The sequence below is a fragment of the Fodinicurvata sediminis DSM 21159 genome (assembly GCF_000420625.1).
GTDB classification, from domain to species: Bacteria; Pseudomonadota; Alphaproteobacteria; order Kiloniellales; family DSM-21159; genus Fodinicurvata; species Fodinicurvata sediminis.
The window spans coordinates 134,268-158,567 of sequence record NZ_ATVH01000016.1 but is presented as its reverse complement, the minus strand read 5'-3'; the positions used below and the strand labels follow the sequence as shown (position 1 = coordinate 158,567).

At 60.2% G+C, this 24,300-nt stretch carries 27 protein-coding genes; 9 read left to right on the top strand and 18 right to left on the bottom strand.

Going from position 1 to position 24,300, the window contains the following annotated elements:
- Nucleotides 1–71 precede the first annotated feature (71 nt).
- Genes G502_RS20235 through G502_RS20225 form a run of 3 tightly spaced genes read right to left on the bottom strand, consistent with a single transcriptional unit; the run spans nucleotide 72 to nucleotide 2,669 of the window.
- Nucleotides 72–1,016 carry a DUF2272 domain-containing protein gene (locus G502_RS20235; RefSeq protein ID WP_081649813.1) on the bottom strand — a complete coding sequence of 315 codons (945 nt, stop codon included), beginning with the start codon at nucleotides 1,014–1,016 and terminating at the stop codon, nucleotides 72–74.
- Between the two features lie 58 nt (nucleotides 1,017–1,074).
- Nucleotides 1,075–1,938, bottom strand: coding sequence for a glutamate racemase (locus G502_RS20230; protein ID WP_022729195.1), 864 nt, complete (start codon nucleotides 1,936–1,938; stop codon nucleotides 1,075–1,077).
- Nucleotides 1,939–1,946: 8 nt separating this feature from the next.
- A complete protein-coding gene (locus tag G502_RS20225; protein ID WP_162140984.1) occupies nucleotides 1,947–2,669 on the bottom strand; it encodes a glutamine amidotransferase-related protein in 723 nt (240 codons plus the stop codon).
- A 271-nt stretch (nucleotides 2,670–2,940) separates the two neighbouring features.
- Here G502_RS20225 and G502_RS0113420 point away from each other — a divergent pair, with 271 nt between their 5' ends.
- The gene (locus tag G502_RS0113420; protein WP_026989473.1) at nucleotides 2,941–3,390 is read left to right on the top strand and encodes a MarR family winged helix-turn-helix transcriptional regulator; all 450 of its coding nucleotides are present in this window, start codon (nucleotides 2,941–2,943) and stop codon (nucleotides 3,388–3,390) included.
- Between the two features lie 27 nt (nucleotides 3,391–3,417).
- Here G502_RS0113420 and G502_RS20220 read toward each other — a convergent pair whose 3' ends face one another.
- Both G502_RS20220 and def read right to left on the bottom strand, forming a co-directional pair.
- Complete coding sequence (locus tag G502_RS20220) at nucleotides 3,418–4,128, bottom strand: COQ9 family protein (protein WP_022729191.1); 711 nt, start codon at nucleotides 4,126–4,128, stop codon at nucleotides 3,418–3,420.
- Nucleotides 4,125–4,658: a peptide deformylase gene (gene def / locus G502_RS0113410; RefSeq protein WP_022729190.1), complete on the bottom strand. Its 534-nt coding sequence runs from the start codon at nucleotides 4,656–4,658 to the stop codon at nucleotides 4,125–4,127. Before def ends, G502_RS20220 begins: the two co-directional genes overlap by 4 nt.
- Before the next feature lie 164 nt (nucleotides 4,659–4,822).
- Here def and rpsU point away from each other — a divergent pair, with 164 nt between their 5' ends.
- From rpsU to G502_RS0113395, 3 genes are all read left to right on the top strand, one after another.
- Nucleotides 4,823–5,026 carry a 30S ribosomal protein S21 gene (gene rpsU / locus G502_RS0113405; RefSeq protein WP_022729189.1) on the top strand — a complete coding sequence of 68 codons (204 nt, stop codon included), beginning with the start codon at nucleotides 4,823–4,825 and terminating at the stop codon, nucleotides 5,024–5,026.
- 154 nt (nucleotides 5,027–5,180) lie between these two features.
- Complete coding sequence (locus G502_RS0113400; RefSeq protein WP_022729188.1) at nucleotides 5,181–5,741, top strand: XRE family transcriptional regulator; 561 nt, start codon at nucleotides 5,181–5,183, stop codon at nucleotides 5,739–5,741.
- 11 nt (nucleotides 5,742–5,752) lie between these two features.
- Complete coding sequence (locus tag G502_RS0113395; protein WP_022729187.1) at nucleotides 5,753–6,304, top strand: GNAT family N-acetyltransferase; 552 nt, start codon at nucleotides 5,753–5,755, stop codon at nucleotides 6,302–6,304.
- A gap of 183 nt (nucleotides 6,305–6,487) precedes the next feature.
- On the opposite strand, the gene G502_RS0113390 is transcribed toward G502_RS0113395, so the two are convergent.
- The gene (locus tag G502_RS0113390) at nucleotides 6,488–8,197 is read right to left on the bottom strand and encodes a hypothetical protein (RefSeq protein ID WP_155957855.1); all 1,710 of its coding nucleotides are present in this window, start codon (nucleotides 8,195–8,197) and stop codon (nucleotides 6,488–6,490) included.
- A gap of 322 nt (nucleotides 8,198–8,519) precedes the next feature.
- Between G502_RS0113390 and G502_RS0113385 the strand changes: the two genes are divergently transcribed.
- Nucleotides 8,520–8,990, top strand: a complete 471-nt coding sequence (locus tag G502_RS0113385) for a hypothetical protein (RefSeq protein WP_155957854.1) — start codon at nucleotides 8,520–8,522, stop codon at nucleotides 8,988–8,990.
- Entirely contained in the window at nucleotides 8,987–10,000 is a 1,014-nt protein-coding gene (locus G502_RS0113380; protein WP_026989471.1) for a hypothetical protein, read from the top strand. The genes G502_RS0113385 and G502_RS0113380 overlap by 4 nt, the downstream gene beginning before the upstream one ends.
- A 34-nt stretch (nucleotides 10,001–10,034) precedes the next feature.
- On the opposite strand, the gene G502_RS0113375 is transcribed toward G502_RS0113380, so the two are convergent.
- Genes G502_RS0113375 through G502_RS0113365 form a run of 3 tightly spaced genes read right to left on the bottom strand, consistent with a single transcriptional unit; the run spans nucleotide 10,035 to nucleotide 13,047 of the window.
- Entirely contained in the window at nucleotides 10,035–11,426 is a 1,392-nt protein-coding gene (locus tag G502_RS0113375; RefSeq protein WP_022729183.1) for an NAD(P)(+) transhydrogenase (Re/Si-specific) subunit beta, read from the bottom strand.
- A gap of 15 nt (nucleotides 11,427–11,441) precedes the next feature.
- A complete protein-coding gene (locus tag G502_RS0113370) occupies nucleotides 11,442–11,858 on the bottom strand; it encodes an NAD(P) transhydrogenase subunit alpha part 2 (RefSeq protein ID WP_022729182.1) in 417 nt (138 codons plus the stop codon).
- Nucleotides 11,851–13,047, bottom strand: a complete 1,197-nt coding sequence (locus G502_RS0113365; protein WP_022729181.1) for a Re/Si-specific NAD(P)(+) transhydrogenase subunit alpha — start codon at nucleotides 13,045–13,047, stop codon at nucleotides 11,851–11,853. Before G502_RS0113365 ends, G502_RS0113370 begins: the two co-directional genes overlap by 8 nt.
- 237 nt (nucleotides 13,048–13,284) lie before the next feature.
- On the opposite strand from G502_RS0113365, the gene G502_RS0113360 reads away from it, so the two are divergent.
- On the top strand, nucleotides 13,285–14,415 hold the full coding sequence (locus G502_RS0113360) for a PQQ-dependent sugar dehydrogenase (protein ID WP_022729180.1): 1,131 nt from the start codon (nucleotides 13,285–13,287) through the stop codon (nucleotides 14,413–14,415).
- 105 nt (nucleotides 14,416–14,520) lie between these two features.
- Nucleotides 14,521–14,979 (top strand): iron-sulfur cluster assembly scaffold protein, encoded by a 459-nt coding sequence (locus tag G502_RS0113355; RefSeq protein WP_162140983.1) that lies wholly within the window; start codon nucleotides 14,521–14,523, stop codon nucleotides 14,977–14,979.
- Between the two features lie 4 nt (nucleotides 14,980–14,983).
- Here the strand turns inward: G502_RS0113355 and G502_RS0113350 are convergent, their stop codons facing one another.
- The gene (locus tag G502_RS0113350) at nucleotides 14,984–15,517 is read right to left on the bottom strand and encodes a histidine phosphatase family protein (RefSeq protein ID WP_245560765.1); all 534 of its coding nucleotides are present in this window, start codon (nucleotides 15,515–15,517) and stop codon (nucleotides 14,984–14,986) included.
- A gap of 156 nt (nucleotides 15,518–15,673) precedes the next feature.
- On the opposite strand from G502_RS0113350, the gene G502_RS20215 reads away from it, so the two are divergent.
- Nucleotides 15,674–16,435 carry a metallophosphoesterase gene (locus tag G502_RS20215; RefSeq protein ID WP_162140982.1) on the top strand — a complete coding sequence of 254 codons (762 nt, stop codon included), beginning with the start codon at nucleotides 15,674–15,676 and terminating at the stop codon, nucleotides 16,433–16,435.
- A gap of 23 nt (nucleotides 16,436–16,458) precedes the next feature.
- Here the strand turns inward: G502_RS20215 and G502_RS20210 are convergent, their stop codons facing one another.
- The 8 genes from G502_RS20210 to cysG all read right to left on the bottom strand — a co-directional run bounded on the left by G502_RS20210 (nucleotide 16,459) and on the right by cysG (nucleotide 24,259).
- Complete coding sequence (locus G502_RS20210) at nucleotides 16,459–17,664, bottom strand: multidrug effflux MFS transporter (protein ID WP_022729176.1); 1,206 nt, start codon at nucleotides 17,662–17,664, stop codon at nucleotides 16,459–16,461.
- A gap of 204 nt (nucleotides 17,665–17,868) precedes the next feature.
- Nucleotides 17,869–18,186: a 2Fe-2S iron-sulfur cluster-binding protein gene (locus G502_RS0113335; protein ID WP_022729175.1), complete on the bottom strand. Its 318-nt coding sequence runs from the start codon at nucleotides 18,184–18,186 to the stop codon at nucleotides 17,869–17,871.
- Nucleotides 18,183–19,238 (bottom strand): NAD(P)/FAD-dependent oxidoreductase, encoded by a 1,056-nt coding sequence (locus G502_RS0113330; protein WP_040488296.1) that lies wholly within the window; start codon nucleotides 19,236–19,238, stop codon nucleotides 18,183–18,185. The genes G502_RS0113335 and G502_RS0113330 overlap by 4 nt, the downstream gene beginning before the upstream one ends.
- 379 nt (nucleotides 19,239–19,617) lie before the next feature.
- On the bottom strand, nucleotides 19,618–20,367 hold the full coding sequence (locus G502_RS0113325; RefSeq protein WP_022729173.1) for a phosphoadenylyl-sulfate reductase: 750 nt from the start codon (nucleotides 20,365–20,367) through the stop codon (nucleotides 19,618–19,620).
- Nucleotides 20,368–20,379: 12 nt separating this feature from the next.
- The gene (locus tag G502_RS0113320) at nucleotides 20,380–20,886 is read right to left on the bottom strand and encodes a DUF934 domain-containing protein (protein ID WP_022729172.1); all 507 of its coding nucleotides are present in this window, start codon (nucleotides 20,884–20,886) and stop codon (nucleotides 20,380–20,382) included.
- Entirely contained in the window at nucleotides 20,873–22,528 is a 1,656-nt protein-coding gene (locus G502_RS0113315) for a nitrite/sulfite reductase (RefSeq protein WP_022729171.1), read from the bottom strand. Before G502_RS0113315 ends, G502_RS0113320 begins: the two co-directional genes overlap by 14 nt.
- 25 nt (nucleotides 22,529–22,553) lie before the next feature.
- Entirely contained in the window at nucleotides 22,554–22,835 is a 282-nt protein-coding gene (locus tag G502_RS0113310) for a DUF2849 domain-containing protein (RefSeq protein ID WP_022729170.1), read from the bottom strand.
- Nucleotides 22,836–22,852: 17 nt separating this feature from the next.
- Nucleotides 22,853–24,259, bottom strand: a complete 1,407-nt coding sequence (gene cysG / locus G502_RS20205; protein ID WP_022729169.1) for a siroheme synthase CysG — start codon at nucleotides 24,257–24,259, stop codon at nucleotides 22,853–22,855.
- Nucleotides 24,260–24,300 lie beyond the last annotated feature (41 nt).

Here is a 24,300-nt window from a genome sequence, read left to right as displayed (position 1 = left end):
CTAGCGTTCGCCCTGCCCGATCACTGTTCCAGGATCGACAGCGAGCGCACGAATTGCGCCACGGAGCGGTTTCAGCCAGATGCCGTATTCCCTTCTTGATCGCGTAACAGCCTTTCGGCCTCGCGCAAGCCACGCGGCACGGGAAAGCCGCCTGGCGGATCGGGAATGTTGGTCTGCAGGACAGTGAAGAAGGTCCGGATTTCCGGCCCATCCTCCGGTTGCCAGGGGATAAGCTGCCCCCGGGCGTTCACGGGTAGGTAGGACAGTGTGACCGCATCGCGCACATTTCCCCCGATCACGGCAATCCTGCCAGGTTCTGTCTGCACGACGATATCGCAATGCATACCACGCGATCCGCCCAACTCGGCCTCGCGTTCAGCCAGGCTGCGTATGCGCTGCTCCGCCGGCAGGCTGCGATCCGAACAGACAAGGTCTCCTACGCGCGGAGCGTAATCGGTGATTTCATGGGGCAGGAACACGCTGTCCCGACCGTAGCGTCGTTCACTGCGAATGGCAGCATCCACGTAGTTGCGATGGCCTGCGTCCCATTCAAAGTCATCCAGGTCGATCCCGGCCGAACGCATGACATAGGAAATGAAGGCGGCGGACCAGGGTTCACCCTGCCACAAACCCGTTCGCACCCCGGCACGGTGGCGGTCCCGCTGCTGTCGGACGTAGCCTGCATAGTCCGCGCGCACCGCATTCCAATAGGCCTGAAGGTGTGGGAAGACCTCGGGATCACCCTCCTCGTAGCCCTTACGCAATTGCCGTTCCTCTGTCCCGGTCTGATCCAGCACCGGACGCCGGAACTCCAGCCACTCACGATAAGCAATCGAAAGAATGCGTTCCTTGGCCTGATAGGGATAGCTGATCGGTGGATAGCGTTCAGGGGCCGGCTCTGGGGACGGTTTCGGCCCGGCACAGGCTGTCAGGGCCAACAGAAGTCCAGTTACAAGCCAAACGCTGTGAAAGGAACGAACGAAGGGCAGAACAGTGATCACGCGCCAGTTACTCACTCAGTGGAAACCGCTCGAAAGGTGCCCCAGCGATTGCCTGGACGCAACGCGTTATCCGTTACGCCTGCGATAGCAGGCCCGATAACCGCGCGCGCCCGTCTTTGGACAGGGGGTCTAGGCTGAACACACGCTCCAGTCCGAATGCCGCGCAACCACGCGCCACGCTGCGTCGATCCTGCGGCGACAGCCGTGAGAAGACCGCCAGATTGCCACCATTCAGTGGCGGCCGCCTTTCCGGCAGCGCAATGGTTCCGGCTTGCGCCACAACACGCTGCGCCAGTTCAAGACCGGGTTCCAGCCACAGGGTTCCCGGTGGCCCCAGACGGCGCAGTTCCTCGAGAAGGAACCAGTAATGCGAAGAGCCCAGGACCACGGTATCGGGAGTCGGCGACTCTTCTCCAAGAAAGAGCCCACCGGTTTCCTGGGCCAGGACAGCCTGATCAACGGGCAGACCGCGAAAACGGCGCTCGGCCAGTGCGGCCAGATGCCTTGCCCCCACACGTACCACCTTGCAGCTTGCCGCAACCCGATCCATCCACGCACGGCGGGCTCGTAGTCCAAGCGTGGCCTCTGTTTCCAACAGCCCGACGCACGAACGACCGGTCATTTCGATGCCGCTCTCAAGAGCCGGGCGGCATCCGATCAAAGGAAACGGAAAATGGTCCTGCAGGCTTCCCAGCACCAGACTGCTGGCGGTGCTTCCCGTCACGACCACCATGTCGGGTTGCCCGGTTTCAGCGAAGCCACCGATCAAGGCTTTCATTCGATCCGCCAGCGTAGCCTCGTTCTGGTCGCTGTGCGGAAAAGCGGCCGTATCGGCCATATAGATGACCTCAGCCTGGGGAAGTGCCTTGTTTAGCTCCTTCAGGACAGAGAGGCCGCCGACGCCGGAATCCAAAAGCAAAAGGCGTAACGACGGCATGGGCTGCCTCATGAAACCTGGCGCGCTGGTTTAACTGCCTGATGGCCGGTCCAAACATCCAGGAACCCGCACAGCCATTCCCCCAACGGATCCAGGTGGCGTTCCGTGGCAGCCAGCTGTGCCTCGCGTGACTGGGCCCCCGGTATTTCCAGCATGTGCGCGCCGGCCTCGAGCCACTGGGCCTGAATGTCGCGCGTCACCTCGGGGTGAAACTGCAAGCCATAGACAGATTCTCCATGGCGAAAGGCCTGATGCTCGAACACAGGGCCACGTGCCAGCTGTTCACTGCCCGGTGGTGTCTCGAAGCCTTGGAGGTGCCAGTGGAAGACCATCATCTCCTCGGGCATCAGATCTTGTCCCGCTTCCGTGGGTTCGATCGGGACAAAGCCGATCTCCGCCTTCTCCTCCGCATGCGGTCCAACCCTGCCCCCCAGAGCATGGGCAATCATCTGGGCCCCCAGACAGATTCCCAGCATGGGCTTGTCTGTCTTCATCCAGCGCAGAATCCAATCGATTTCCCGGCCCAGATAATCCAGTTCATTGACCTGATCGACCATCTGCGCACCGCCATAGATCACAGTGGCCGCATAGGGCTCTGTCTCCTTGGGCAGTTCATGGCCCTCGGCAATCCAGCGCGTATCCAGCTCGAAGCCGCGGCGCAGCAGATCGGCGCTGATCCGATCGTTGCGCTCGCCCGGCATATGTCTGATCTGTAGTACTTTTGGCTTCATCTGAAACAACCTGAAAAAGGAAAAGTCGACCGTGCTGCCGACAAGCAGTGTGCAGACGCGCGGCGCAAGGACAAGCAAAGACTGGCCGCAGCATGCGAAAGGCCGCCCTGCACGATTTACAGATCCAATTTTCAGGGAGCATGGACGCAAGGGACAGAAGCGCATATGCTGCCTTGAAATCGTTGCTGACCTGGCCGCCGGAAGAAGCGGCAAGAATTCGGCGGAGGGCATGATCGCCAACCTTTAATCAGAGGTCCGAATGCCCGAAGTCATGACAGACAGATCCCGTTCCCCTTGCGCTGAAGGGAACGGCTTCCAGCTCGACGAACAGATTGCACATCTTCTACGTCGCGCCCATCAGCGCGCCTCTTCGCTTTTCCAAGGGCAGCTGGCCCAATACGAGTTGACGCCCGCGCAGTACTTTGCACTGACGCGGCTGCGCGAGAAACAGCGGCTGTCCCAGAACCAGCTTGGCCGTGAAACGGCCATGGATCCCGCCACCATACAGGGGGTGGTCCAGCGCCTCGCAGCCCGGGGCTTCATAGATCGCAAACCCGATCCTCTGGATCGGCGGCGGATGGTTCTGGAACTGACAGGTAGCGGCCGAGAACTGTCAGAAAGCCTGATCGAGGCCGCCTCTCGCGTGAATCACGAAGTCCTGTCCCCCTTACAGAAGGAAGAACAGGATGCGTTCATCCGCCTGCTTGGCAAACTGGCCTGACGGCCGCCTGTCTCTGGGGCAGAGCAGTCAGTAACCGCGGGGTGTGAAACGTCCTTTGCGGCGCGTCAGCCTGCCTGTCAGGCTGTCACTCTTTTGCTTACCCATCATTCGGTCCGGCAAGGACATGAAGCGCGACATGGTCTTGCCAATGCGGCCTCCGACTTTCAGGACTTCATCGATCCGCCGTTCCAGGAAGGCCCAGGTCGCTTCGTGATTATCCGAACGATCATTCAACCAGTATAGGAAGGTTGAAGAATAGACTCCGTACAGAAGCGCGCGCTTGCTGTAGTAGTTGTAATCCGTGGCCGTATCGCCGGCGGCATACCACATGATGTCCACGGTCCGCCAAAGCAGGCGCGAAGCCAGGCCGGCATTGAAAGGCAGCGACAGGAACGCGGCACCGCGACGCACGGCTTCCTTGTCTTGTTCCAGCAATTCAAGACGCAGGCGCACCAGGGCGGCTATCTTATCGCGGACCTTGGAGTCCCGGGGTATCTCTTCATCGAAGCGCTCCAGCATTTCCAGGTCGATTCGATGATTGTAGGCCTCGATCAGGCCCCTTCCCGGATCGGGAAAAGCATTCAGGACCAGAACCGTGTCCAGGCCAAGCTCCCGCCCTGCGGCCAGCAGGGCCGTTTCACCCCAACCGTCAAAGGGCACGTGAGGCAGGGCCGCTTCAAGCAGTTGCGCCCTCAACGCTTCCAGTGCCTCGTTTTCATCCCTGGCTTCTTCACTCACGCGTCCGCTCCCTGATGGTGCAGTTCCGAGGAATAGATGAGCTTCCTCATGGTATCTATATGATGCGCATAGAGCACGCCGTCGAGATGGTCGCACTCATGCTGAAGGATTCGGGCTTCGAATCCCTCGGCTTGGTGCGTATGCAGCTTTCCCAACTCATCATAATAGCGACAGGACACCTGTTTGTAGCGCCAGACCTCGCCCACAAGGCCAGGCAGTGATAGGCAGGCTTCCCATCCAGGTTCCTTCTCGTCCCCCAGGGGCTCGATCGAGGGGTTGGCCAGAACACGCATATCGCCTCCACCGCCCCGAGAGGCCTTTTTTAGATGACGGCCTGGAACGCGATAGACAATTAGGCGCAGCGTAGTTCCAACCTGGGGCGCCGCAAGCCCGCTGCCTCCCTCGCACAGGAGGGTATCCCTCATGTCCGCGATCAGGCGTTGCACTTCGGCAGCTTGCAGGTCCTGAACGGCCTGCGCCTTCTGTGCCAGTAACGGATGTCCCATCCGCAGGATCTTGAGAACAGCCATGACCTGTTGTATGTATGAATTGTCTGCGGGCGTAAAGATTGCGTCTGCAGATGGCAGATAGGTTCTTTTCACAGGAACCGAGCCGTGCTATTGAACCGGCTCCGCAACGGTGAGCGTTGCGGAACGGTTGTTTTTGTTCAAGAGATCAGGAGGTTCGAGCTTCCGTGCAAGTACACGTCCGCGATAACAACGTCGATCAGGCCCTGCGCGCACTCAAGAAGAAGCTGCAGCGCGAAGGCGTCTTCCGTGAAATGAAATTGCGTCGCCATTTCGAAAAGCCATCCGAGAAGCGCAAGCGTGAGCGCGCCGAAGCCGTGCGCCGCTATCGCAAGCTTCTCCGCAAGCGCATGGAACGCGAGGGCTTCTAGGCCTCTCCTCTACCAGAGGCTCGAACATTTCTCTTGAAAAGCGCAGCTCGGTTGTCGGGCTGCGCTTTTCTTGTGTTTTTGACGCAGTACCATATTCAGGCAATTGTATTCGAAAATCTTGACATATTCTCATATATGAGAATTATTTCCATATATGAGCGAGATATGTATCGATGATCGCCTTGCTGCCCACCTGAAGAGCCTGCGTCTGGCACATGACTGGTCGCTCGATCGATTGGCCCGAGAGAGCGGTATCAGTCGCGCCTCCCTTTCCCGAATCGAGAACAGCGAGGTCAGCCCGACAGCCAATATTCTGGGGCGCCTCTGTTCCGTTTACGGCCTGACCCTGTCGCGCCTGATCCACCTGGTCGAGGACGACGCCTACACTCCCTTGATCAAACGCGCGCAGCAGAAAGTCTGGAACGACCCACACTCAGGCTTTACCAGACGCACAATCTCGCCGCCGGCCCAGCCGCTGGCCGGTGAAGCCATCGAGGCGGAAATCCAGCCCAATCAAAGCATCGCCTACGACAGGCCTCCGCGTGAAGGCCTCGAGCATCACCTTTTACTGCTCGAAGGCACGCTGAACATCACGATCAATGATCAAACCCACCATCTACGCGCCGGGGATTGCCTGCGCTATCGCCTGTCAGGCCCCAGCCTGTTTCACACGGGGCCGGACAGCGTGGCCCGCTATGTCTTGTTCACGGTATAAGGGGTACGACCATGCAAGAAACATCCTCCGTGACTCTGGACCGCCTGACGAAGGATGAGCTAGCAGACAACCTGCAGGAGCTGGCGACGCTGCTGCATGCCTGTGTCCATGACGGTGCAAACATCAACTTCATCCTGCCTTTCAGTGTCGATGATGCGTGCGCTTTCTGGCGCGACCGGATCATGCCGGCCCTGGGCACGCAACAACGCTTCCTGTTTGTCGCCAGGACATATAGGTCATCAGACACCGCGCAACTGGTCGGTACGGTCCAGTTGGACTGCGACATGCCACCCAATCAGGTTCACAGAGCGGAAATCACCAAGCTGATGGTCCACCCCGACCATCGCGGACGCGGCACGGCCCGCCGGTTGATGCAGGAAGCCGAAACCCAGGCACGCCGCCTGGGGCGCAGCCTGATCACTCTGGACACCACCACCGGAAGCGCAGCCGAGCAACTCTACCTCTCACTGGGCTTTATCGACCTGGGCGCCATTCCCGCCTATGCCCGAGACCCGCACGAAGACCGCCTGGACCCCGCCACCATCCTCTACAAGCAGCTTTGAGAGCGGATGATCCTCGATGGAGTCTCCGCTATTTGAATGCAGATCCCTGAGCAGGAGTCCGATTGAAGCATCAGAAATCAGGTTCTTGGGACATGCTGGATCCATGAAGATCGTCATCCGAGAGGGTTCCCCGGGTGGGAGCCATATCTCCCAGTGCAGGGAAGCTGCACCGGGAGGATATCTTTAGCGGCAGCTTACACTCGAAGGCAGCGAGCCGAAGTCAGGCAAGGTGCCACTGGCGGTTTGCGACAACGTCCAGCTGCCACTGTTATCGTTGTCCACCCAGCCCCACTGGCCTTTGCGGAAATCGCCGGTCTTGGAGAAGAACTCGAGGTCGAACCAGCCGGTCCGAGAACCGTTGGTAAAGCGCCCAACAAAGCCGTTACCATCCCACATGCCGGCCATGATACCTTTGTCGGCGTAATCGCCGACCATGAAGAGATCACGGGAGAGCAACGTGATGGGGCCGTAATTGCTGTTGTACTGGCCGTCATAGACCGTTCTGTCTTGCTGCATGGTCTGTGTTGTTCCTTGTCCACGCGCAAAATTGTTCAGCCTGTCCGGAGCCGGTCCGGTGCGCTGGCCACTCCAGGAATCGCTCAGCCCTTGACCGCTCCAACCCCAGCGGCCATTGAATTGACCGTTTCCGGAAGTCTTCCAGCGGAACACGCCGTTCCGACCACCATTGGTGAAGACACCCGCGACGCAGCCATCAGTCACCTTGCCCGCGATGATTCCTTGGCTCGCGTAGTCACCTACCAGGTACCGGCCGATCCGATGCAGCTGCAGTTCCCCGTATGAGCTGTCCCAAGTGCCGGCAAAATGGTCGCTGTCGGTATTGGGGCTCGAGCCACCTGCCATTCCAGTGGGCTGCTGAGCTTCGCTTTTCTTGGGAACACCCGAGACACGACCGACAGAATTGTCCTGCTGGCCTCCACTGCCACGCGGCTTACCATCGATCAGAACATTGGCGGCATTTGGATCGTCCAGCTGCACGTCATTCACCCGGCCGACAACACGGTAGGCATCATTGCCGCTACCGACAGTTCCGCGCGCACGTCTGCGCGAGCGACTGTCGTTGGAATCGACGCTGGCGTAATAGCCCGCAATCGTACCGGCGACAGGCTCCAGGTAGTCGGAGACAGACAGGTCGTAACCAGTTGATCCGGAAACATCACTGCTGGCAATCAATACAGTGTGGTCGGCCCCGATGCGGTCGGCCTCCAGTCTGTACTTCATCGCCTTGACCGCGCTCTGTCCCTTGAAGGCAACCGTCAGCACATTACCGGGTATGGCAAAGGCGCGCTGCCAAACCTTGCCCTGGTTCTGCCGGCCGGGGGCAATGGTAAAGCTCCAGATCTTCTTGCCCTCGACACCGTGACCAGGCCCTCCGGGCGGATACGAGCAAACCGTCACGCGGGTTTTGCCCTTGTTGGCGCGCTCGTCCCGTTTCTTGATACGAAGCTTGACGAAGGGTTCGGCGATCGGTGACGAACTGATGAACATGCGCGTGAACTGGGACTTGATATTGCCTTCATAGCTGCCGCCGACGCGCAGTTCCCGCGGACCAATCGTGCCCCAACCATTCTTGTTCAGCTTGTTCCACTGGGCGATCATCTTGCGGCTGGTCTGGTCGATCTTGTCCGCTTGCTCGAAGCACTGCTTATAGATCTGGGCAGACTGCGGCAGTGTCGCGCCGGCACTCAGGATCGCCGCCCCGGCCGTACCGACAGCGCAGCCGGCACTCTTGGCAATCTTGTCGTATTCCTTCCAGATATCCGCAGCTGCCCTGGCTCCGGTGGTGCAGTTCGCAGCATGGGCCACAGGTCCGAGTACCATGGTGGCGGCGAGCACAAGAGCGCCCGCTAATCCAGGTTTGAATATTCGTTGCATTCCCTTTGTGCCTCCTTGCCCCTGTCGGTATTGGCCGGTGCCAAGCATGGCATCGCTCCGGTGTAGAGGCGCGTGCCCAGCTATCCCTAGTATGTGGCAACTTAAGTTCATCGTTTATTCTTTGTTTTCAGCTCCCCATACACCGAATTTGTTTACCTTTACATAAATACGTATCAGAATCCATGGTATCTGTAATATAATAATAATAATATTCCATTAATGGAGAACCCATCATTACGGGGATAGTATGCAAAGATGGAGAATGATTGGCATTGGCTCCGGGGTTATCTTGGCTATTCTGGCGGCAGCATGTGCCCATGGGGTGGCAGACCAGCGGTCAAGCACCCTTTACCAGCCGGTCGACCTACCGGCACCCGTGGCACAGACTCGCAGCAAGCTGCTGAAGGCCGCGCAAGCCGGCGACCTACAAGCCTTGCGGCCAATCCTTGAAAAGGCCGAATACTTCCAGTTCAGCTATGCTGTCGCCTCAGACCCGATTGCCTACTGGCAGCGGCTTGCCGACCGTCAAGGTGGACGGTCGGTACTGCGCGCGCTGGCACAGGTACTCGCGCTTCCCGCGGCACGCACACCGGATGGTGCCTTCGTGTGGCCCTACATCGCCAACATGCCTGCACAGCCCTTCGAGCAACTGACCCCGAACCAGGCCGCTGACGTCAGCCTGCTTATGACGCGCGAGGATTGGAACAGACAGGCCGCGGAGATCGGTTATACGGGCTATCGCTTGACGGTCCGTGCGGATGGAACCTGGACCGGCTTCATCGCTGGGGATTGAGCAGACGCAAGGAATTGAAAGATGATGAACCTGAAATGATAGAGCAGACGACCGACCTGGCACAACTGCTGGGCCCCCATCGGCGGCGAGAGCTGCGCCGTATGGCTAAGCGTCTGCTGGTAGCCGGCCTGATTGCAGCCGGCCCACTATACCTTCTGGCTGTTCGCGTCGATGGCATCAAGGACCTGGGCGGGCTTGTCGTTTTGACAGCATTGTTCCTTGGTGTGCCGGCCTATCTGATTGTGATTGCCGGACCAACGGCCTGGCGCGAACAGGTCATTAAGAGGGGCCTGCCGGCCGCCTGGACATTGACGGACCTGCAGTCTCTCGATCTGGATGGCAACGCATCGGTCGCACTGGCCGGTGCCAACAAACTGGAATTGCTTCCCGACTACAACAGGTTCGATGTCTCAGTCGGACTGACCGGTTCGCTGGACGGTGTACCAACCAGACTGTTTGACTTGACTTTGACCCAGACAGGGGGAACCGGACGTCGCGTGGTGTTCAAGGGGCTTTTGTTCTGTTTTGATCTACCACAGACGACCGGAATAACGGCGACAGTGCGCGCGCGCAGCTCATTCATGCGTCGGCTGCTGCAGAAGCTGTGGACCAAGGTACGGCGCAGTCCCATGCGCGAGCTCGCGCAAACGCATTCCTACACGATACGGTCGGATGCTCCCGAAAAAGCAAGAACCTGGATCACACCTGAGGTGCTGACTGCGCTGGAAGGCATAGGTCGAGCCGAAGGACGGCGTCTTGATACTACCACGTTCGCAAGCATCCTCTGTGGACTTTTGACAAGCAACATGAGGGAAAAGGCAGTAGCGGCCGGAGTGAATAACGAGACCTTCTATCTGATCGTGGATCGCAGATCACCGCTTGTGCGCGCTCCGCATCCGCTCACGGCTCCCAGGACGCCGGAGGCGCTGACCGATCTGTGGGATCAGCGCCTCACGCGTATACTGCAGTCGGTCCGTTACCTTCTTAAAACCACCCCGTTCCGCGCCTGACCCGTTCTGGAGCGGACGCTTTGAATTGAAGCGTCTATTGCTCCAGCGCCTTGACGATGTGCTCGCACATCTTCTTGGCATCATCCAGCAGCATCATGGTCTGGTCCATGTAGAACAGAGGGTTGTCGACGCCGGCATAGCCCGTGGACATGGAACGCTTCACGAACAGCACGTTCTGCGCCTTCTCCACATCCAGCACAGGCATACCGTAGATGGGCGAGGATGGATCGGTCTTGGCCGAGGGGTTGGTGACATCGTTGGCGCCGATCACGAAGGCCACGTCCGTCTCGCCGAATTCGCGGTTGATCTCGTCCATCTCGAAGACCTCGTCATAAGGCACATTGGCCTCGGCCAGCAGGACGTTCATGTGGCCCGGCATGCGGCCGGCCACAGGGTGAATGGCGTACTTCACCTCGACGTCTTCCGCCTTCAGCAGGTCGACCATCTCGCGCAGGGCATGCTGGGCCTGGGCCACCGCCATGCCATAACCCGGCACGATGATGACCTTGTCCGCGTTGCGCATCAGGAAGGCGGCGTCATCGGCTGCCCCCTGGCGATAGGTCCGGTCCATGTCATCGCTGCCGCCAGCGGCCGATTCACCGCCGAAACCGCCGAGTATGACCGAGAAGAAGGAGCGGTTCATGCCCTTGCACATGATGTAGCTGAGGATGGCACCCGCAGCACCCACCAAGGCGCCGGTGATGATCAGCAGGTTGTTTTCCAGGGTGAAACCGATCCCGCAGGCCGCCCAGCCGGAATAGGAATTGAGCATGGAGATCACCACCGGCATGTCGGCCCCGCCGATGGGAATGATGATCAGGATGCCCAGTGCCAGGGTCACCAGGATAATCAGCCAGAACGGCAGTTCCGCCTGGGTCACGCAGACCCAGACAACCAGCAGAACCGTCATGATACCCAGCCCCAGGTTCAGCCAATGCTGCATGGGGAAGGACACCGGCTTGCCGCTGACCAGCCCCTGCAGCTTGCCGAAGGCCACGATGGAGCCGGTGAAGGTGATGGCGCCGATTGCGGTGCCGATGGACATCTCGATCAGGGAACTGACCTTGATGTCCCCGGGCGATCCGATGCCGTAGGCCGCCGGGTCGTAGAAGGCGGCCAGGGCCACGAGGACGGCAGCCAGGCCGACCAGTGAGTGGAAGGCTGCCACCAGCTGCGGCAGGGCCGTCATCTGGATGCGCAGCGCGATCACCGTGCCGATGGTGCCGCCAACAGCCACGCCCGCCAGGATCAACAGGAAGTTGACCTCAGGGACGACGAACAGCGTGGTCAGCACGGCAATCGCCATGCCGGCCATACCGAACCGCAGGCCGTTGCGGCTGGATTCGGGATGCGCCAGCCCCCGCAGTGCGAGGATGAAGCAAACCGAAGCCACGAGATACAGCAGGGCGGCGAAATCCTTGTCCATTGTCTTTTCCCCTGCCTATTTCTGCTTTTTCTTGAACATGGACAGCATGCGATGGGTCACGATGAACCCGCCGAAGATGTTCACGCTGGCCAGCATCACGGCGATGAAGCCCATGATCTCGCTGAAGCCGTAATCCCCCGTCCCAGCGGCGATCAACGCGCCAACGATGATCACCGAGGAAATGGCATTGGTGACGCCCATCAGCGGCGAGTGCAAAGCCGGCGTTACACGCCAAACCACATGGTAACCGACGAAGACTGCCAGCACGAAGACCGTCAACCCGACCACGAGCGTTGAAGTACCGCCCGCGCCGCCTGTGCTTTCCACAGCCATGCGGCTGGCGTCCTGTCCGAGGGCCGCAATATCCTTGGAAAGCTCGCTCGCGCGATTGGCCAGGTCCATGGCCTGATCGACAAGTTTTTCCTCAGCCATTGGCCTTCCCCTCTTCCGAAGTCTGCTTGCTGTCGGCGGCTTGGTCCGGTTCTGTCGCCTTTCCGGTCAACGCGGAATGCACGGCCTTGCCATCCCGTCCGAGCAAGGTGCCCTTCACGATCTCGTCGTCCCAATCGATCTTCAAGGCCTTGCTTTCCTTGTCATAGAGCAGGGAAAGAAAGTTGAAGAGGTTGTTGGCGTAGAGCATCGAGGCATCGGCTGCCAGGCGCGAGGGCACATTCAAGTAGCCCATGATCTTTATACCATGCTTGGTTGCCAGCTTGCCTGGCTGGGTCAGTGCACAGTTACCTCCGCCCTCGGCCGCGAGGTCAAAGATGATCGAGCCGGGTCGCATGGACTTCACCATGGCCTCATCGATCAGGCGCGGCGCCGGTCGGCCTGGAATCTGCGCCGTTGTGATGACCAGGTCCATGTCGGCAATGGTCTCGGCGATCAGTTCCGCCTGCTTCTTCTTGTAACTGTCCGACATCTCCTTGGCATAGCCGCCGGCCGTCTCGGCCGCCCTGAACTCCTCGTCCTCAACGGCAACGAATTCGGCCCCGAGGGATTCGACCTGCTCCTTGGCGGCAGGACGAACATCCGTGGCATAGACACGCCCCCCCAGACGCCGTGCCGTAGCAATCGCCTGGAGGCCCGCCACGCCAGCGCCCATAATCAAAACCTTGGCAGGATTGATGCGGCCAGCGGCCGTCATCATCATCGGCAGGGCCCGTCCGTACTCGGCGGCGGCATCGATGACCGCCTTGTAGCCGGCCAGATTGGCCTGGGAGGACAGGGTGTCCATGGCCTGGGCGCGACTGATGCGCGGCAGGAACTCCAGAGAAAAGACCGTCAGACCCTGATCGATCAGCTTCTCGAGCTCGGGCTGGTCCTGATAGGGGCTCATCTGTCCGATCAGCAAGGTGCCCTTGGGACAGGCCGAGACCTCGTCAGCCTCAGGGCGCGCAACACGCAACACCACATCGGCATCGGACAGCAGTGTCTTCCCGGATTTGGCAATCTCGGCGCCGGCCTCCTTGTAGGCCGTGTCGTTCAGGCTGGCCCCGCTGCCGGCACCGCTTTCGACAACGACAGACATACCCAGCGACACCATTTTCTTCACGCTGTCGGGAGTCGCGGCAACGCGCGCCTCTCCTGTCTGTCGCTCCTTGGCAACCGCGACTTTCATCTCTTGCCCCCCTGTTGACCGGGCCGGGAATGGGGCCCGGCACCATACAAGTATTAAGACAGCATGCCCCGCCAGTGGTTTCAGTACAAGGGGCTGCAGATCGCGAACCACCTACCAACGCACAAGATAACCCTGGCAAGAATGGGAGATCATACCAGATTAGACTCAGATCGAAATTCCTTGTCCGCTGCGCCCAAGCAGCGCGTAGAGCGCTTTCAGACAAGAATGGACAGGCCCATGAAGAAATCATTCCGTCCCCTGATCCCCGCACTTCTGGCCGGCATGGTCCTGGCGCCTGCATCTCTTGCCCAGGACAGGCATTCAACACAGCAGGCCGAGTTCCAGGTCCAGACCTTCACGGAAGGTCTCGAACACCCTTGGGCCCTGGCTTTCCTGCCGGACGGCCGCATGCTCGTGACGGAGCGTCCGGGACGCCTGCGCATCCTGGAAAGCGATGGCACCTTGGTCCCTGATCTCGTTCCGGGCACGCCCGATGTTGCCGCACGCGGCCAAGGCGGCCTTCTGGACATCGCGCTACATCCCGATTTCGAAAACAATCGCCTGATCTACATCAGTCATTCCATTTCCGGTGGGAACGGCATGACCACGGCGGTCAGCCGCGCGCGCTTCGAAGACGATCGCCTGGAGAACCTGGAGCGGATTTTCACGGCGGAGCCTTTCTCGGGAGCGACACGGCACTTCGGCTCGCGTCTGGCCTTTGACCGCGATGGCTACCTCTTCATCACGGTGGGCGATCGCGGCGAGAAAGACCGGGCCCAGGATATCGATGATCACGCCGGCTCGCTGATTCGTCTGCACGACGACGGCAGCATTCCCGAAGGCAACCCCTTCACCGACCGAGACGATGCTCGGCCCGAGATCTTCTCGTACGGCCACCGCAACCCGCAGGGCCTTACCCTGCATCCCGAAACCGGCGTGCTGTGGGAGCATGAACATGGCCCCAGAGGGGGCGACGAGCTCAATATCCCCGAGAAGGGCCTGAATTACGGCTGGCCGGTCATCACCTATGGTATGGCCTATTCCGGCGGCACCATCGGTGAAGGCACCGAGAAGGAGGGCATGGAGCAGCCACTGCTCCACTGGACACCTTCGATCGCGCCCTCGGGCATGGCTTTCTATGACGGAGACCACTTTCCCGAATGGCGCGGCGACCTCTTTGTCGGCGCGCTTGCCATGACCCACCTGACCCGCCTGGAAATCGAGGGCGAGGAAATCGTTGACGAGGAACGGCTGCTGGAGGATCGCGGCCAGCGGATCCGGGATGTCCGTAGTGGCCCGGAAGGGTACCTATACGTCGTGATCGACGACTCAGATGCCGAGATCCTGAGGCTTGTACCCGCTGAGTAACGGCTGGGAAACCGGCAATCCACCGGAACTTTCCCTTGTCGAGCCGGTGAAGGGCTGAATACCTTAGAGGTCAGAAATGATTGCCGGAACATGGCGGAGAGCAGTGTGAGCGCCCCCTTGGATGATGATCTGCTGGAACTCTACAGCAAGCGGCTGCATGAGCTGACACGCGAGGTGGAGCATGACCGTCCTCTTGAGCGGCCCGATGTCACCGTGGAACAGCGCAGCCCGATCTGCGGCAGCACCATGACGCTTGACCTAGCGGTCGATGGAGAAACCGTCACGGATATCGGCTACGCCGTTAGGGCCTGCTCCCTTGGGCAGCTGGGAACCGCGGTGCTGGCACGGCAGCTTCCGGGAAAGTCCTTTGCCGAAGCCGAGCGTATCAGCGAACAGGTGCGCCAGATGCTGAAACAGAAAGCAGATGCGCCACAGGGAGACTGGAAGGATCTGGAACTGCTGTTACCTGCCATCGACATGCGTCACCGCCATGGATCGGCTTTGCTGCCCTTCGAGGCAGTCTGTGAGGCGATCGCAAAACTGCGGGGCGGCAAAACGGGTTGAGACTTCAGAAGTCCTGCTTTATACGCCCCTCCACCTTCAGGTCGGGACTGTCCGGATCCTGACGGAGCAGAACAACCTCCCCAGAAGCGGGGTAGACACCGCTCAGAGCCGTGATGTTGACCTGGTGCGTGACCAGGACGAGCGGCCTTTCGCCCCGATCGAGATGTGCACGAATGAACGTTCGAGCCGCCTCGGTCTGTTCCACACCTCGCTCGCGGTTGCGGAAGAAGGAATCCAGGAACGGCGCTTTTCTGACCTCGCCGAGTTCCAGCAGTTCCGCAGTCTCCAGGCTACGGCACCAACGGCTTGAGCGCACGTCGGCCTTGCTGATCCCCTGCGCACGGAAAAGCTCCCCCAGGGCCCGGGCCTGCTGGCGGCCTTCTTCCGAGAGGGTGCGCTGCGTGCTGCAGTCCCCCAGCTCGAAGCCGGGTGGATCGCCGGTACCAGGCGCCAGGGCATGGCGCATAAGGGCAACCGCGTTTCCGCTTTGCAGCAGCGCCCATGAGCCTTCATCGTCCTCCTGCGCATGCGTCGGCATGGTAGTCGCCAGCGCAACCATCAGAGCCAGGCTCAGAAAGCAAAGGACACTCGTCAGCCTGCACATCGGCTTATTCAATCCCATATGAGTCCTGTCATCAAACTGGTGCACACCCGCCCTGCGGCAAGCACCTCCTGCCAAGGCGAGGAGCAACCCGTGACAGACAACAGCCTGATCTATGCCATTGGTGACGTTCACGGCCATGCAGGTCTGCTGAAAAGGCTCCTGGATTTCGTGGATGACCACGCAGTGCGGCAAGGCGGCCGGCCCAAGGTGATTTTCCTGGGTGACATCGTGGACCGCGGCCCGGAGAACCGGCGGGCGATGGACCTGGTGCACGACGCCCTGGTGGCTTGGCCCCGCTCACGCCTGATCCTAGGCAACCACGACAGCTGGCTTCTGGAATTCTTTGAACAGGGCGTACCGGATCCCACCTGGCTGATGAATGGTGGCAGCGAAACGCTGGACTCCTATGGTTTTGCGTCAAGCGAACCGGAAGCGGTCCGGACAATCGTTGCCGAAGCCTATGCCCATCATCATGCCATGCTGCGCAATGCCTCGATCCAGGAAACCGAGGGCAACTACACCTTCGTTCATGCCGGCGTTGATCCCAGCCGTCCAATTCCCGAACAGAGGCCAGAGGACTGCATCTGGATCCGGGGGCCCTTTCTCAATCATAAGGGCCCGCTTTCCCATATCGTCGTGCATGGTCACACGCCCATGATCGACCCGCCCTGCCCGGTCATTACCGAGAACCGCATCTCCATGGACACGGGCGCCTTTGCCACGGGCGTGCTCAGCTTGATGGTGCTGGAGCCATCGACGGGCGCCGCTTCCTTCCATGCCACCAATGAAAAAGGGCGCGTTCAGCCCATCGAACCCATCAGAATGGATCGTGGATACGGCTGTGCGGCTTGAGCGGACATCTCTGCCCCTCTCAATCAGCGGGTCGGCGCTGTCCGCCCGAAGAAATTCGCCACACAGGCCAGTGCCGCGCTGGTCAACATGATGACGAACAGTGGATAGACAGCCCCATCCTGAAGGAAGCCCACGAGTTGGGATATCATGGCGCCCAGTGACATCTGGATGAAACCCGCAAGGCCGGAACCGACCCCGGCCATATCCGGTCGGACGCTGATGGCGCCAGCAAGACCATTGGGAATGGAGAGTCCGTTGCCCAAGGAACAGAGCAGCATGGGCACGAAGATTGTCAGCGGATGCAGGACACCGGCCACCACGAAGGCCATCATGATGGCCGTCCCGATCAGCGTGGCGGCAAGTCCCATAAGGATCATGGAATCGATTCCGCGCTGCACCGAATAGCGCCCCGCCAGACCATTGCCGGCCATGTAGCCCAGCGAGACCAAAGCAAAATAGATGCCGTACTCCACGGGGCTGCGCCCCAGTGTCTCGGTCATGACATAGGGTGCTCCCGCCAGGAACGAGAAGAAGACACCGCTGTTGAAGGACAGCTGCAATGCGTAAGACAGGAATTCGCGCCGCCTCAGCAGGATGGGAAAGCCTGCCACGAAGCCGCGCAGGCCGCTGGTGTTATGCCGATCGAAATGGGTTTCGTGCAGCCAGCGCAGGCAGGCCAGGAAGACCAGAGCTCCGGCAATCACCAGAAAATAGAAACTGGCCTGCCAGCCGTACCAGGTGTCCAGGATTCCACCGATCAGGGGCGCCACCATGGGCGCCAGCACCCAGGCCATGGTGATATAGCCGATCATGCTGGCCGCCTTGTCCCGCTCGTAAAGGTCGCGAACGATCGCGCGCCCCAGGACGATACCAGAACAACCGCCGACGGCCTGCAGGACACGGGCAACGATCAAGCCTTCAATGGAGGTCGCCAGCGAACAGGCCAGGCTGGCCAGCACGAAAAGTCCGAGACCGCCCAAAAGCAGCGGCCGACGGCCGTAGCGATCCGACAGGGGACCATACAACAATTGGCTGACCGCCAGGCCAATCAGGTAGAGAGTCAGGGTCAGCTGGACTGTGGCATAATCCGCGGAAAAGGTATGCTGCAGCCCCGGCATCGAGGGAATGAAGATATTGAGCGCGAGCGGTCCGATGGCACTTGCCGCAATCAGGATGCCGATTGGGGGTTTGGCGCGAACCTTCGTACTCTCCTCTGCGACAGCTGACATATCTTCCGACAAATATCCAAATGTGAACCGGCCCGCAGGACTGCATCCGGTTGGACACAAGCAAGTGCGACCACCCGGAAATCGGGTGGCCGCAGAAACCTGCATTACTGAAGGTATATTCTTGTCGGAAAAAAGGTGGCTGGGAAGCGTCACAAGCGGGCAACAGCCATGCGCCGCACGCAGGCAGTTGCCATTGGAAGTGCCTTAGGCGCCTTCCGGTGCCAGATAAACCCGCAAACCTTCGAGATCTTCCGAAAAGAGGATCTGGCAGCTCAGGCGCGAGTTGTCCTCCACGCTGAAGGCCTCGTCCAGCATTTCGTCTTCCTCGTCCTCTCGTTTCGGAATCCGATCACGCCAGGCCTCGTCTACATAGACGTGACAGGTGGCACAGCTGCAGCACCCTCCGCATTCGCCCTTGATGGGCAGTTCATGGTCGCGGATGATCTCCATGACACGCCAGCCATTCAGGGCGTCGAGGCGGTGTTCCTGCCCCTCGCGATCGACAACGACGATATAGCTCATATCACACCCAGTTTCTTCTGCAGATCCGTGGATGAAGTGGTGTAGCGGAAGACCAACTTCTCGTCGGGCCGGCAATAGCGGAAGGCCTGCTGCGCCATCAGCGCCGCCTCGTGGAAACCCGAGAGAATCAGCTTCAGCTTTCCTGGATAGTAGTTGATGTCGCCAATGGCGAAGATTCCCGGAACCGAGGTCTCGAATTTTTCCGTATCCACGGTAATCAGGTCACGGTCCAGGTTCAGGCCCCATTCGGCAATCGGACCCAACTCCATCTTCAGGCCGAAGAACGGCAGCAGGACATCGCAGGGTACTTCATAGAGCTCGCCGTCCGAGCTCTTGATCTGTATGGCTTCGAGTTGACCGCCCTCGCCCTTCAGCTCCTTGATCTGGCCGATCTGCAGGTCGACCTCGTCATTGGCCACCAGCTGGCGCATCTTGTCCACCGAATCCGGGGCCGCGCGGAACTGGTCGCGGCGATGCACCAGCGTTACCTGGCTGGCCAGGGGATGCAGGTTGAGCGTCCAGTCGAGTGCCGAATCCCCGCCGCCGGCGATCACGATCTTCTTGTCGCGCAGCGCCTCCATCTTGCGTACAGCATAGAGAATCGAGCTTCCCTCATACTCCTCGATGTTCTCGAGAGGCGGTCGGCGCGGCACGAAGCTACCCGCTCCGGCTGCGATCACGATCACCGGAGCATGGAAAACCGTGCCGGTGCTGGTTTCCAGGCGCCAGCGCCCATCCTCCAGCTTGGACAGGCTGTCGGCCTGTTGGTTGAGGTGAAAGGCAGGCTTGAAGGGGTCGGCCTGCTTCATCAGCTCGTCAACCAGCCCCTGCCCCGTGCAGTAGGGGAGCGCCGGAATGTCATAGATGGGCTTTTCCGGATAAAGCTCGGCGCACTGGCCGCCCACCTTGTCGAGGTTATCGATCAGGTGGCAATTAAGGCCCAGCAATCCGGCCTCGAATACGGCGAAAAGGCCAACTGGCCCCGCTCCGACAATGACAATGTCGGTTTCTATCGGCTGGTTCTTCTCAAAGGCTATCACGTTCTCGTCCATCTTCATTCTTCCCTGCCTCAGAAATATCTCACGCGTCGTTTCAGCGGTTCCACCGGCCCTGCGCGCGGGACAATGTCCTGGACAATCGCCCTGGAAGTCCCGGGCACACGTCCGCGAGAGCTGAAGCAGGTCATGTTGTGCACGCTATCAGGACAACTCTCGTATCGTCCATTTGGCGGCTTCATACCACAAGATAAAGACCTTTTGGGTCGCGTTTGCCGCAAGCGTCCATCTTGGTTTTTACATATGACCTTCCGGACAAAACGCAAACCACAGCGCAAACTTCGCGCTGCCTTCACGCTGGCAGCACGCTCTGACTGGCTGCCGGGAATCCGGTATCCTTTCAGCATAGGCAATTCCACCCGTTGAATAAACCCGCTCATTCCGTGGGCGGCACCGGCTTGTGTATTCCGCACTCGGTCTTGCCCAGGCCATGCCACCGTCCGGCACGAGAAATTTCTTCGGAAATCACTGGATTCGTGCAGGGTGCGCAGCCTATGGAGGGGTAACCAACTTTCGTCAGAGGGTGCGCCGGAAGGTCGCGCGCCTTGAAGACATTGCGAATCTCACGCAGCGACCAGTCTGTTAGCGGATTGACCTTGATACGGCCTTCTGCCGCTTCAACACGCGGCAAGCGTGCACGTTCACCGCCCTGATAGCGCTTGCGCCCCGTGATCCAGGCGTCAAACCCTTCAAGAGCCCGCTCCAGAGGCAGAACCTTGCGGATATGACAGCAACGATCCGGTGAATGCCGCCAGAGCGTGCCGTCGGAATCCGAGGCCTGCAAGTCGTCTTCCTCGGGCGTGATATCGCGTACATCGGTTAGTCCCAGCCGGCTGGTCAGACGATCACGATACATCAGTGTTTCCGTGAAATGCTTTCCCGTCTCCAGGAAGATCACGGGAATGTGCCGATTCACCTGAGCCACCATATCCAGGAGGACGGCGGATTCCGCTCCGAAAGATGAGACCAGTGCAATACGTCCGGGGAAGACACCGTGGATCAGATGATCCAGCAGTTCCAGAGCATAGAATTCATGCGTCTCCGCTTCCAGTTGCATGGCGTGAAACATGGGGTCCGCCGTGTCTGGAAGGGCGTCCGGACGCGAGGCTGTCGACAGGTCCTGCATCTCTTATTTCTCCTACTCCGCCGCCACTCGCAAACGCCGCCGCAGGGACGACACCGGAGCGCGATTGTCCGTTGCCGGCTGGTACCAGACCGAAAAGTCGTCCAGCGCCTTGAGCCAAGCCTCCACCGGCGCACCCTCCGGCAACTCGAAGGCATCGAAGCCACAGCGCTGCATGAAAAGAAGCTGGTCGCGCAAAACATTCCCCACGGCTCGCAGTTCACCGGAAAACCCGTAGCGTTCGCGCAGCAACCGGGCATAGGAATAGGCCCGGCCGTCCGTGAACTTCGGGAATTCCAGGGCAATCAGCGAGAACGACGGCAAGTCCGCCTCCACTTGCTGGGGGGACTGATCGCTGCGCAGCTGCAGGCCAAGCCCAGCCGTCCGGACCTTCAAGCCTTCCTTGTCCTCCTGCCAGCGTTCCAGGGAGATGATCGCATGCACATCTTCAGGCAGAGAGTCCTCGTCACCGATGGCCCGCCAGGGGTCTATAACCAGCTGTCCATTCTTAATGAGCGGCATAAAGCGTCTCCTTGAAAGGCTGCTGTCCGACACGGCGATAGGTCTCCAGGAAACTCTCGCCTTCCTCACGGATAGTCAGGTAGGTCTCGACGATGGTTTCCATCGCATCACCGACTTCATCAGCACTGAAAGCCGGCCCGATGATGTTCCCCAGCGTGGTCTCGTTCTCGGCGCTACCACCCAGGGTGATCTGGTAGTATTCCTGGCCCTTCTTATCGACTCCGAGAATTCCGATGTGGCCGACATGATGGTGGCCGCATGCATTGATGCAGCCGGACATCTTGATCTTCAGGGGCCCGATGTCGCGCTGGCGGGAGAGATCGGCGAAGCGTTCGCTGATCTCCTGCGCCACGGGGATCGAGCGGGCATTGGCCAAATTGCAGTAATCCAGGCCGGGGCAGCAGATCATGTCGCTGATCAGCCCGATGTTCGCCGTCGCCAGACCGGCCTGCTGCAGCTCCTGCCAGACCGCCATCAGGTCCAGCTTGCGTACATAGGGAAGAACCAGGTTCTGTTCGTGCGTCGCACGAACCTCGGAAAAGCTGTAGCGCTCGGCCAGATCGGCAACCACCTCCATCTGTTTCGCCGTGATATCCCCCGGCACACCGCCTTCCGGCTTCAGCGAGACGTTCACGATGGCGTAGCCGGGCTGTTTGTGAGCGGCGACATTCTCGTTCATCCAGGCTCCGAAGCCGGGACTGGTGCTCTGCCAGAGTTCCAGTTCGGGCGGTGTGTCCTCCAGTGTCTCGTAGGGCGGTGGCGCGAAATAACGGGCGATGGCGTCCAGTTCCTCCTGCGGAAGAGTCAGGTAGCCATCGCGCAGGTGCGCCCATTCCTCCTCGACCATGCGGGCAAATTCCTCGCGGCCGACGGACTGTACCAGGATCTTGATGCGCGCCTTGTGGATATTGTCGCGCCGGCCAAGCTGGTTATAGACCCGCAGGATCGCTTCCAGGTAAGACAGCAGATGCTCTTCCGGCAGGAAATCCCGGATCGTCACACCCACCACCGGCGTGCGGCCGAGCCCGCCGCCAACCATGACCTCGAAGCCCGGGTTTCCCTCCTCGTTGCGGCGCATGCGCAGGCCGATGTCGTGCGTGCGCAGGGCCGCACGGTCCTCCTCTGCACCGGTGACCGCAATCTTGAACTTGCGGGGCAGGAAGGAGAACTCGGGATGCAGGGTCGACCACTGACGAATGATCTCGCAGTAGTGACGCGGATCGGCGATCTCGTCCGCCGCAACGCCGGCATACTGGTCGGCCGTGGTGTTGCGTATGCAATTGCCGCTGGTCTGTATGGCATGCAGGTGCGCGTCCGCCAATTCCGAGAGGATCGCCGGGGCGTCCTCCAGGCGCGGCCAGTTGAACTGCATGTTCTGGCGCGTCGTGACGTGTCCGTAGCCCTTGTCGTAGGTCCGCGCGACATGCGCCAACTTGTGCAGTTGGTTCGAGGACAGCGTTCCGTAGGGCACGGCAATGCGGAACATATAGGCATGAAGCTGCAGGTAGAGCCCGTTCATCAGCCGCAGTGGCTTGAATTCGTCCTCGCTCAACTCCCCGTTCAGGCGGCGCTGGACCTGCTCGCTGAACTGGGCCACGCGTTCGCGTACCAGTGCCTCGTCGAATTCGTCATAGCGATACATGGTCTTCCTCCGGTCTATAGCCCCTTCAGGCTGCGTCGGTCCTTCGGCTTGGTCCTGTCGAGCGAATCTCCTCGCGGCAGCGCGTGGTCAGGTAACCGCTGTCCTGCTCCAGGACATCGATGGCATAGGGTCCCACCACTTCATTGCGCAGCACGCTGACCTCGGCCTGATCCAGCAGGGCCTCGAGTTCCGTTTCATCCCTGGCAATGCGGCTGTCCTCCAGGCTTTGCGACCAGTTTCCGGATTGGGAGAGATAGACGACGCGCCCGTCGCGCAGGCGATTTGCTGTAACAGCCTTGAGAGTCATTGCTTCTTTCCTCGTATTCAAACGGCAAGCGCCAGGGTCGCTTCAGCCGGCGCCAGCTTCCGGGCGCTTGCAGTGACAGAGCCAATCATAAGAACGGCCGGCCCCTGAACGCTCTCGCGCTGAAGCAGATCACCAAGATCGGCCAGGTGACTGCCGAGCACGCGCTGATCCGGCAGGCTGCCCTTCTCGACTACGGCAATCGGTGTCTTGGCGGACAGCCCCTTGTCCATCAGCCGCCTGGCAATCTCTTCGCCGTTGGAAAGCCCCATGTAGATGACAAGAGTCTGACGGGCGGCGGCCAGAGCCTGCCAATCCAGGTCTGGCAGGCCATCAGCGCTGTACCCGGTCGCAAAGGTCACGGCAGACGCGATGTCCCGGTGAGTCAGGGGGATACCCGCGGCCGCGGCACAGCCGGTGGCAGCCGTGATGCCGGGCACGACCTGGACCATTATTCCATGCGCCTGAAGATAGGCCTGCTCCTCGCCCCCGCGTCCGAAAATGAAGGGGTCACCGCCTTTAAGGCGCACCACCTGCTTGCCCGCGCGCGCCTGCTGCACGAGAAGCCTGTTGATCTCTTCCTGGGACATGCTGTGCGCTCCCTTGGCCTTGCCCACAGGAATGCGTTCGGCATCACGCCGGACACAGTCCAGGATGCCATCGCTGACCAGCCTGTCGTGGATCACCACGTCTGCCTCCTGCATCAGGCGCATCGCCCGGAAAGTCAGAAGGTCGGGATCTCCGGGACCACTTCCAACCAGGGCGACAGAACCTTGCGGATTTCCCCAGCTTTCCGGAGCGGAATTGACCAGGGTCAACATTCCCTCTGCAGCGCTCCGGTCATTGCCTTGCAGGACGGCCTCCGCCACGGACCCGCGAAAAAAGCGTGTCCAGAAGCGCCGGCGGCCATCCTCGCCTGGAATCATGGCCTTCACGGCAGGCCGGAAACGGTCGGCAAAGCGCGCCAGGTCTCCCAGTCGTGCCGGCAGAAGCGTCTCGATACGCTCACGCAACTGGCGCACCAGGACCGGTGCACTGCCGCCGCTGGCAATGGCAATCGTGACAGGATCCCGGTCAACCATGCCCGGAACGATGAACGACGATTGCGCCGGACGATCGACCAGGTTGACCGGTAATCGGCGCGCCCGGGCCAGTCGCGAGACCCTGCCATCGACACGATCGTCCCCTGAGGCCGCAATCACCAGACTCACGCCATCCAGGTCCTTTGCACGGAAACGGCGTGCATGCCATTGGACGTTTCCTGTACCGGCCATTTCGGCAAGCTCTTCACCCAGTTCCGGGGCGACAACGTGAATTCGCGCCTCAGTTCGCTGTAGAAGCCGCACCTTGCGCGCCGCCGCTGCGGTTCCGCCAACCACCAGGCAGGAGGCGTTGCGGAGATCGTGAAAGAGGGGAAAGTATCGCATGGCGATTTAACACTTTATCTATGTGATAAAATAAATTCTCC